The organism is Nguyenibacter vanlangensis (genome assembly GCF_013376155.1).
Taxonomy (GTDB): Bacteria; Pseudomonadota; Alphaproteobacteria; order Acetobacterales; family Acetobacteraceae; genus Gluconacetobacter; species Gluconacetobacter vanlangensis.
Genome location: NZ_JABXXP010000917.1, coordinates 1 through 948, shown reverse-complemented (window position 1 = coordinate 948; position 948 = coordinate 1). Strand labels below are relative to the sequence as shown.

The following is a 948-nucleotide window of genomic DNA, read 5'->3' as shown; positions in this document are numbered from 1 at the left end:
AGCGGCTGTTCGCGCGCGTCGCGGCATTTCGCGGCCGGCTGCGGGCGGCGGGGGTGCCGTTCATGGAGACCCCCAGCCACATCGTGCCGATTCCGGTGGGGGATGCGGATCGCTGCACCGAGATCAGCCGCCGCCTGCTGTCGGAATACGGGCTGTACGCCACGCCGATCAACTATCCCACCGTGCCGCGCGGCACCGAGCGGCTGCGCTTGACGCCGGGGCCGTTCCATACCGACGCGATGATGGACGACATGGTTGCGGCCCTGGCCAGGCTGCTGGGCGTGTCGGCCGACCGGCATACCGAGGCCGCGTAAGGGCCCCGCCCGCCGGTCCGGGGACCCGGACCGGCGGAGGGACCGTATGGGGCGTAGCGGTCAGCCGTGGCGGACCTTTGCGATTGCGGCCTTCAGGTCGTCCAGGTCGACCGCGCCGGGGATGACGTAGTGCGCGTCGAAGACGAAGGTGGGTGTGCCCTCGAGGTGGATCGCGTTGGCCAGCGTCATGTTGGCCCGCAAGGTGGCTGCGACGTCCGCGCCGTCCATGTCCCTGGCCAGCCGGTCGGCATCCAGCCCGGCCTGCGCCGCCAGGGCGCGGATGCGCGCCATGTCCGGCTTCTGGCTGTCGGTCATCAGGGCGTGCTGCATGCGGAAATAGGCGTCCTGCCCGCCCTGCAGGGCGGCGGCGGCGATGGCCTGGGCGGCCAGCAGGCTGGCCGGGCCCAGCACCGGCACCACTTTTTCGACGATCCGGACGTCGGGATCGTCATGCACCAGCCGGTCGAGGTCGGGCAGGACCTTGCGGCAATAGGGGCAGCGCGGGTCGTAGAATTCCACCATGATGGTGCGGCCGCGCGGATTGCCCAGGATGGCGTCGGTGGGGAGCGGATTGGTCAGCGCCGCGCGGTTGGCGGCCAGCGCGTCGCGGGTGGTGGCCTGTGCCTGGGCCTCG

General features: G+C 71.6%; 2 protein-coding genes. One reads left to right on the top strand and one right to left on the bottom strand.

The window, feature by feature from the left end; translation table 11 throughout:
• Positions 1-314: aminotransferase class I/II-fold pyridoxal phosphate-dependent enzyme (locus tag HUK84_RS20150; protein ID WP_176641784.1), on the top strand; the 314-nt coding region annotated here is incomplete at its 5' end.
• 60 nt (positions 315-374) lie between these two features.
• On the opposite strand, the gene HUK84_RS20145 is transcribed toward HUK84_RS20150, so the two are convergent.
• Positions 375-948: DsbA family protein (locus HUK84_RS20145; protein ID WP_176641783.1), on the bottom strand; the 574-nt coding region annotated here is incomplete at its 5' end.